6 protein-coding genes and 1 pseudogene are annotated in these 8201 nt (G+C 50.4%); all 7 read right to left on the reverse strand.

All coding sequences use genetic code 11. The features are described 5' to 3' along the window. A pseudogene (locus ACR0QE_RS12380) lies at nt 1–1191 on the reverse strand (penicillin-binding transpeptidase domain-containing protein); the annotation flags it as partial. Nucleotides 1192–1194: 3 nt separating this feature from the next. After that, entirely contained in the window at nt 1195–1716 is a 522-nt protein-coding gene (gene mreD, locus ACR0QE_RS12385) for a rod shape-determining protein MreD (RefSeq protein WP_432628652.1), read from the reverse strand. Further along, nucleotides 1716–2678 carry a rod shape-determining protein MreC gene (mreC, locus tag ACR0QE_RS12390; RefSeq protein ID WP_432628653.1) on the reverse strand — a complete coding sequence of 321 codons (963 nt, stop codon included), beginning with the start codon at nt 2676–2678 and terminating at the stop codon, nt 1716–1718. Before mreC ends, mreD begins: the two co-directional genes overlap by 1 nt. Next, nucleotides 2679–3374: a RadC family protein gene (gene radC, locus ACR0QE_RS12395; RefSeq protein ID WP_432628654.1), complete on the reverse strand. Its 696-nt coding sequence runs from the start codon at nt 3372–3374 to the stop codon at nt 2679–2681. Nucleotides 3375–3493: 119 nt separating this feature from the next. After that, nucleotides 3494–4777: an aminotransferase class I/II-fold pyridoxal phosphate-dependent enzyme gene (locus ACR0QE_RS12400; RefSeq protein WP_432628655.1), complete on the reverse strand. Its 1284-nt coding sequence runs from the start codon at nt 4775–4777 to the stop codon at nt 3494–3496. 238 nt (nt 4778–5015) lie between these two features. Beyond that, nucleotides 5016–5963, reverse strand: coding sequence for a tRNA (adenosine(37)-N6)-dimethylallyltransferase MiaA (gene miaA / locus ACR0QE_RS12405; protein WP_432628656.1), 948 nt, complete (start codon nt 5961–5963; stop codon nt 5016–5018). Nucleotides 5964–6068: 105 nt separating this feature from the next. Continuing rightward, on the reverse strand, nt 6069–8201 hold a 2133-nt coding region (gene mutL, locus ACR0QE_RS12410; protein WP_432628657.1), incomplete at its 5' end, for a DNA mismatch repair endonuclease MutL.

The following is an 8201-nucleotide window of genomic DNA, read 5'->3' on the forward strand; positions in this document are numbered from 1 at the left end:
GATCAGCTGATAGTAAGCATCCTTTACCGGAATCTGAATCTTTGACGAGTCGGTCTTCTCCGTGATCTCCACATCGTGATCGACGAGACGGTCCGCAACAATTCCCGCAAGCTGTTTCTCGATCAGATGATAGATACCGATCTGAAGGTCCCGGTCGATCGTCAGATAGACATCATTTCCGGTTGTCGGCTGGGTCTCGGAAACTACCTGCATGATATTTCCCATGTTATTGACGATGAGGTTTCTGCTTCCCTTCTTTCCCTGAAGCTCAGACTCCATCGACGCCTCAATGCCGGTTCGTCCGACGACGTCGCTCGCCTCGTAATCCGGATTCTCCTTCTGGAGCTGATCGAGCTGATCCTCCTGCACCTTTCCGGTATATCCGATGATCGGTGCAAAGTAGATGCTGTCGTTGTAACGGCGGATCGTCGACTCCTCGATTCCGACTCCCTGAAGCTCATCCTCGTGCTCCATGATATCCGCAACCGTCTCATCGTCGACATACGCAGTGATCGTGCTCGGCTCATAGCGCTTGTAGAACACGAGCGCCATCGTGTAGCGGATATTGACGATCTGAAGCATCTCCCAGTCTGTCAGAACAAGGGGATTGCCATTCTCATCCTTCATCTCGTTCAGTTTATAGGACTCCGCCTTTCTCTCAACTGCCTCACGCGCAGTGATCGCGGACGGATACTTCCCCGAGGAATCAGTCAGCTCATTGACTGACTTGATTCCATAGTAGTCTCGAAGGAAACGAAGTCTCGCTGCCTCCGAACTTGTCGTGTAGGTGAACTGTCCGTCCGCATCCATGCCGATTTCCAGTTTTCCCTGCACGTTGCAGCCGTGCTTCTCGAGAATCTTTACCAGACGGTAGAGCATCGCATTCATGGAAGCACTGTCCTTGTACACTCCCGTGTTCTGAATCGTCACGGAGTACGCCGCCTCATTGTAGGCAAGCAGATTGCCATTTCGATCGTAGATATTTCCTCTCGTTCCCGGTGTCTTCACCGTTCGCTCCGTAAGCTGAACATAGTCATCCAGAAATTCCTGCCCCCGCACAATCTGAAGGTCAAAGAGTTTGACGATCAGAGTCACAAACATCACCGTAAAGACCACTGCCAGGGCAAATACCCTTGACGTCAGAATCTTTTTGGCGGTTTCCCGTATTACTTCCAAAAAATCCTTCAGCACGTTTTATCCGTCTCTCCTATTCCTATTCCTGTCTTCCATCTCCCGCAGACGCCTGTCCGTAAACAGGAAAAAGCGGTAAATCAGAAGCGTTGTCACCACCGTAAAAATCATCTCGGGGATCACAATTTCCTTTACATAGTACAGAATGTCGAGCCGGTTTCGGATCAGAAACCGCAGGACATAAATATAAAAATTATACACGAACTCATTGACCAGACTCAGGATCAGCGGAAGCGTGATATAATCTTCATAATAGTATTTCGTACAGATTCCGTTGAAATAGCCGATGTTCACAAACAGCAGCGTATAAAATCCAAACGGGCCGCTGTAAAACAGATCCAGCAGGATTCCCGCAACGAGACCGTAATACATGCCCGCTGATTTTCCGTGGACGAACCCGAATGAGAATGTCAGAATCAGCAGCAGATTCGGTGTCGCCGAGAGAAATGGAATCAGCGGAAACACACAGTTCTGAATCGTGAATGCCACAACCAGAAGCAGTACATTAATCAGAATTCTTCTCATTATTCTTCTCCCTGAGTTTCCTCTCCCTGCGCATCCTGCTGTGACTGGATCTCTGAGGACGTCTCACTCTCACCGGCAGCAGACGGATCTGCGGACTCAGATGCATTTGCAGCGCCAGAAGAATTCTGCTCCGGCTGGTCAGATTTGAGTGTCGTGATCACGAGAACTTCCTGAAGGCTGTCAAAATGTGCAACCGGAACGAGATATCCCGACTTTGTCAGTCTCGTCGGATCGGTCGTGATGTCCGTCGCATAGCCGATCAGAATGCCCGGAAGGTATTTGGAACTGATGTTCGAGGTCACAATCCGGTCTCCATCCTTTACATCTCCGTCTTTGCTGATGTTCGTGACACGCAGACGTCCCTCTCCAAACAGAGTCAGATCTCCAGATACAATGCAGGTATCTCCGGACTGCTGTGCCATTCCGCTGACACGGCTCACATCATCGATGATCGAGCGGACTGTCGCGTAGTGCGCACCGACATCGGTGACAATCCCGACAAGGCCGCCTCCTGCCATCACGTTTGCATCGACTTTCACGCCGTCCGCCGATCCCTTATTGATGCGGAATACCTGAAACCAGTCTCCTGAATCCTTTGCGATGACGCGCGCACCGATCTTCTGATACTGCATGTAATCCTGATCGAGCTGGTAGAGCTGGCGAAGACGGTTCAGCTCAAACTGCTCCGACTGCAGGCGGCTGTTCTCCTCCACCAGTGTGTCGATCTGATCCTGCATCGCCTGCTTCTCCTCCATTGCATTTTTCAGATTCGCATAATTGCTGATCCCATTGTAGAGGGAGGTTCCAGCCCGATTGACTCCGGACTGAATCGGACTTAAAAAGTATCCGATTCCGTTGCGCAGCGGATTTAAAAATCCATCCTTAAAGGATGTAATTCCGATCAGAAGCATACAGAATACAGACAATCCAATTAAAATGTACTTGCTTCGTTTTGATTCCATCTAAAAAAATCCCCGTTCTTTCAAACTGATATAGGTACTGTCCCCGATGATGACATGGTCGAGAAGAGAAATCCCGATAAGCTTTGAGGCCTCCATCATTCTCTTTGTCAGGAGAATATCTTCACGGCTCGGCTGCGGATCTCCGCTCGGATGGTTGTGCACGAGAATCAGACTGACCGCCTGAAACCGAAGTGCCTCAATAAAGACCTCCCTCGGCGTCGCCAAAGATGCATTGACGGTTCCTCTGCTGACTGTCACATCCCCGATGAGCATCTGCTTCGTATTAAACATCAATACGCGGAATTCTTCCTTCTCGAGATGACGCATATCCTCCTGACAGTACTGTGCGACAAGCTCAGGTGTATTCAGCCTGAGCGGTTGTTCCGCAACCTTCCGGTTCCAGATTCTTCTCGAGAGTTCTCCGATGCAAAGAAGCTGAATTCCCTTGACCTGTCCAATTCCCTTGACTGATGTGAGCTGTGCCAGTGAAAGATGCAAAAGCCCTAAAATACCCTCCTTCGGGTAATTTAAGGCCAGTATCTTTTGGGCCAGTTCGAGAGAACTCGCATCTCTCGAACCGGTCCGGATAATAATCGACAGAAGCTGCGCATCACTCAGGCAGGCGGGACCCTCTTTCAGGCAACGCTCATAGGGCTGTACATCCCGCGGCAGTTCCTTCATCTTTACATGACTCATCCTTCCTCCTCACGCGACTCTCCAGATACGAAACGAAAAATGATGAGACAAAAAATTACTCTACTATCATAATACGCAGACAATACGGTGTCAATTTCTAAAAAATTAAAAATTTATTCTTACTTTAACGTTGCAATTTTCGCTTCTACTACTTTCTGCAGGGATTTCATGATGCCGAATTTTGCATGGTACCAGGTCAGGCCACCCTGGAAGTATACGGCATACGGAGGTTTGATCGGGCCGTCCGCAGAGAGCTCAATCGAAGCACCCTGCACGAATGCACCTGCTGCCATGATAACCGGCGCATCGTATCCCGGCATGTCCCATGGCTCCGGAGAGACAAAGCTGTCAACCGGCGCAGCTGCCTGGATTCCCTGGCAGAATGCAATGACACCCTCCGGACTTCCAAATGTCACTGCCTGAATGATGTCATGACGGGATTCTGTTCCATTCGGCACAACCGGGAAACCAAGTTTCTCATACACATTTGCGGCAAAGATCGCACCTTTCAGTGCACCTGCAACAACCGTCGGTGCGAGGAAAAGGCCCTGATAGAACGACTGGTTCAGTCCAAGGCTTGCTCCAACCTCTTTTCCGAGTCCCGGCGCAGACAGGCGGTAGGAAGCGCGATCCACACAGTCCTTGCGTCCCACAATATAACCGCCGATCGGTGCAAGACCGCCGCCCGGATTCTTGATCAGGGAACCGACAATCATATCCGCTCCTACATCGGTCGGCTCGATTCTCTCCACAAACTCTCCATAGCAGTTGTCAACCATGCAGATCACATCCGGCTTGATCTTCTTCACAAAAGCGATCAGCTCGCCGATCTTTGCGACAGAGAGCGTCGGGCGGGTCTGGTATCCCTTTGAGCGCTGAATCGTCACAAGCTTTGTCTTCTCATTGATTGCCTTCTCGATCGCCGGGTAGTCGAAAGAACCGTCCTCAAGCAGATCAACCTGACGGTAAACGACCCCGTACTCCTTGAGAGAGCCGACGGACTCACGGATGCCGATCACTTCCTCGAGCGTGTCATACGGTTTTCCGACCGGGGAGAGAAGCTCATCGCCCGGGCGCAGATTGCCAGACAGGGCCACATGAAGCGCGTGGGTTCCGCTGATCAGCTGCGGGCGCACAAGGGCGCTCTCTCCATGAAAAGCCTTCGCATACACTTCCTCAAGCGTGTCACGTCCAAGATCATTGTATCCATATCCGGTCGTCGCAGCAAAGTGAATATCGCTCACGCGCGCATCCTGCATCGCCTTAAGCACTTTCATCTGATTGTACTCCGCAGTCTCATCGATCTCCTCAAAACGTTCCTTTAAATCTTTCTCAATCTTCTCTCCAAAAGCAATGACTTCCGGGCTCAGTCCCATCTGAGCGTACATCTCTTCCAGTTTCATCTGTTCTCCTTTTTTATCTCATCTAAATTTCATTTGATCCATCCGGAAATAAATCCCCGAATGCTTTTTGTATATAGACATAGCAAAGACACCCTCCAAGACATGATGGATCCCCGGGTGTCTATTGCCGATAGTATACCGCATCTCAAAAAAATTTGCAAGGATATTAAAAAGAACCCGCATTTTTGTGCGGATTCTTTTTGTAATTTTTCATTTTCAATTTTCTGGTTATCGGAATCTAATTCTGGCCCGCTCTGACTTCTTCCAGAATGTGATTTAAAACTTTCTCGCGATCCATGCCAAACTCTTCAAGATTCAGCCATCTCACATCCCGCTCCCGCTTAAACCACGTCAGCTGGCGCTTCGCAAAGTGGCGGGTCTCACGTTTGATGATATAGATGGCTTCCTCGAGTGTCGTCTTTCCATCTAAATAATCAAGAATCTCCTTATATCCGAGTCCCTGCATCGCAACCATATCTCTCGTGCATCCCATTGCTTTTAATTTCTGCACTTCCCCGACAAGTCCCTGCTCGACCATCTGATCGACGCGCAGGTCAATTCTCTCATATAGAAGCTTGCGGTCACAGTTGAGCACATAGTAATAGAACTCATACGGTGATGTCTTCTCCCGCTCCCGCTGGTTGTGTGCAGAGATCGGCTCTCCTGTCTGGCGGTAGTACTCGATCGCGCGGATCACCCGCTTCCGGTTGTTTGCATGAATCGCCTCGGCAGAAGCCGGATCCACCTCGGCAAGCATCCGGTGAAGCACTTCATTTCCCTGCTCTTCCCCGATGCGCTCAAGCTCCCTGCGAATTGAATCATCGCCCTCATTCTCAGTAAAGTCGATGTCGTAGACGAGAGACTGAATGTAAAATCCCGTTCCGCCGACAACAATCGGAAAATGTCCCCGGTCCGTGATCTCCTTCATCGCCTGTTTTGCCATGCTCTGAAAACGTGTGACATTGAATTCTTCTGACGGCTCAAGCACATCAATCAGATGATGCTTCACTCCGTCCATCTCTTCCGGTGTCACCTTTGCCGATCCAATGTCCATATGGCGGTAGACCTGCATCGAATCTGCACTGATTATCTCTCCGTTTAGTGCCTTCGCAAGCCGGATTGAGAGATTCGTCTTTCCGACGGCAGTCGGCCCGGTCAAAATAAGTAACGGCAGTTTCTTCTCCATGATATTCCCCCTCTCGTCCCGATCATCTATCTATCATCTATCTTCGTGAACTTCCCGTCTTATGGAAGTCGGTGGTTCCTGCTCCGCGATCGTCGACTTGAATGATTATACGATCCGTTTAAATTTCTTTTCTAATTCATATCGGCTCATCGAAATGATCGTTGGCCGCCCATGTGGACAGGCATAAGGGTTCTCAAGATCCAGCAGAAGATCAATCAGGTGATCCGCCTCGGCAAAACTCATCTGGTGATTTCCCTTTACCGCTGCCTTGCAGGACATCGAGGCCACCTTCTCGTAAATCATATCCGCATTTTTTTCTTCCGAAGTGTCCTCCGAGAGTCCGTCGATCATCTCCAAAAGGAGTTCTTTCTTCGCAATCGAGAACAGATTGTCAGGCACTCCCCGGACGGCATACTCGCGCCCGCCAAAATGTTCAATCTCAAATCCGATATCCGTAAAATACTTCATATGTTTCTCAAGCATCAGCGCTTCCTGACCGCCAAGCGTCAGGATAATCGGCGGACTCACCATCTGGCTCGTATACTCACGCGTTTTCAGACTCGCCATCGTCTTCTCATAAAGGACTTTCTCATGCGCCGCATGCTGATCGATGATGTAGAGCTGATCCTGAAATTCCACAAGCCAGTACGTGTCAAAGAGCTGTCCGATCAACTTGTGACGGCTTCTCGACTTTGGCTCGAGAAGTTTTCCGTCAAACAGTTCGATCTGTTCTGTCTGTTCTGTCTGATCCGCCTGCTCTGCGTTTTCCATGTTTTTGTCCGTTTCTTCCGGCAGTTTTTCCTCTGAGTTTTCCAAAGACTCGAAAGACTGATCTGCAAAAAGCTCTGCCTTTACAGGCTGCATCTCACCCGCATTTTCCCTCTCAATCGGAGGAAGTCCCGCCTCGGCTCTCAGATTGTTTTCCAGATAGAAATTTTTTGCGTGTTCCGGCGGTTCGCTCATAAGAATTTCTGTGAGTCTCTGGTCAACGCAAATTACTGGTTGTTCTGACGACTTCCCGGAAGTTTCCGATTTTTCCGCACATTCTTCGGTTTCTGATTCCGCATTTTCCGTTTTCAAAGATCCTGTGCGATAAGGACTCGACTCTTCCCGAGTGCCAAAACGGTCTCTCCGCCCCATTCGAAGCTGTGCCTTCTGCGTTCCGCGGTCAAGCACAAGCTCGGTGACTGACTGCATCATATCCGCATATGGGCTGTCGGAGGAAGGAATCACGCGCTCACGCTTTTCCGTCTCACCGGCAAAATACTGCTTTTCACTTGTCTCGCAAACGGCCCGGTCTTGTGCGTCAAAAATCTCGTTTTCCGGCTGCGCTTTTGGCGTCACTTCCGACTGCGCTTTCGGCTGTTTCTCCTCGAGAATCACCTCCGGAATCAATTCCCGGTGCATCAGCGCATCCGAGATCGCATCGCGGACTGCGCGGAAAATCAGCTCCCCATCCTGAAAGCGGAGTTCCATCTTCGTCGGATGCACATTGACATCGAGAAGCTCCGGCTCAATTGAGATGTGGAGAAGCGTGAACGGATACTTGTGCTGCATCATAAACGGCCGGTAGGCTTCCTCAATCGCCTTGCCGATGATGTTGCTCTTGATATACCGCCCGTTGATAAAGTAATTTTCAAAATTCCGGTTGCTCCGCGCAATCACCGGCTTTCCGACAAATCCTTTAATCTGGATCGTGTCCCGGGCACTCTCGATCTCAAGCAGGTTTGAGGTGATCTCCCTGCCGTACACCGTGTAAATGATGTCTTTGAGATTGTGATTTCCGGATGTATGAAGTTTGTTCTGATGATTCTGGATCAGTCGAATCGAGATCTCCGGATGAGAAAGCGCAATCTTTTCGACGAGATCCACGATATGCGCGCCCTCCGTCGCCGGGGTCTTCAAAAACTTGCGACGCACAGGCGTGTTGTAGAACAGGTTGCGCACCAGAAACGTCGTCCCGTCCGGCGCGCCGACCTCCTGGACTTCTCCACCCTCTCCGCCTGCAATCTCATACCGGCTCGCACTCACGCTTCCCTGCGTCTTTGTGACGATCTCCACCTGGGCTACCGCTGCAATGCTCGAGAGCGCCTCCCCTCGAAATCCGAGAGAGCCGATCGTGAACAGATCTTCCACCGACTGGATCTTGCTTGTGGAATGGCGCAAAAATGCCGTCGGAATCTGCTCTTTCGGGATTCCGCACCCATTGTCCGTGACGCGGATAAACGAGATCCCGCC

The organism is Brotaphodocola sp., from assembly GCF_050873065.1.
Taxonomy (GTDB): domain Bacteria; phylum Bacillota; class Clostridia; order Lachnospirales; family Lachnospiraceae; genus Brotaphodocola.

Coding starts and splice junctions, on each gene's coding strand:
- mreD (WP_432628652.1), bottom strand. CDS start 1,716: ATGAGAAGAATTCTGATTAATGTACTGCTTCTGGTTGTGGCATTCACG.
- mreC (WP_432628653.1), bottom strand. CDS start 2,678: ATGGAATCAAAACGAAGCAAGTACATTTTAATTGGATTGTCTGTATTC.
- radC (WP_432628654.1), bottom strand. CDS start 3,374: ATGAGTCATGTAAAGATGAAGGAACTGCCGCGGGATGTACAGCCCTAT.
- ACR0QE_RS12400 (WP_432628655.1), bottom strand. CDS start 4,777: ATGAAACTGGAAGAGATGTACGCTCAGATGGGACTGAGCCCGGAAGTC.
- miaA (WP_432628656.1), bottom strand. CDS start 5,963: ATGGAGAAGAAACTGCCGTTACTTATTTTGACCGGGCCGACTGCCGTC.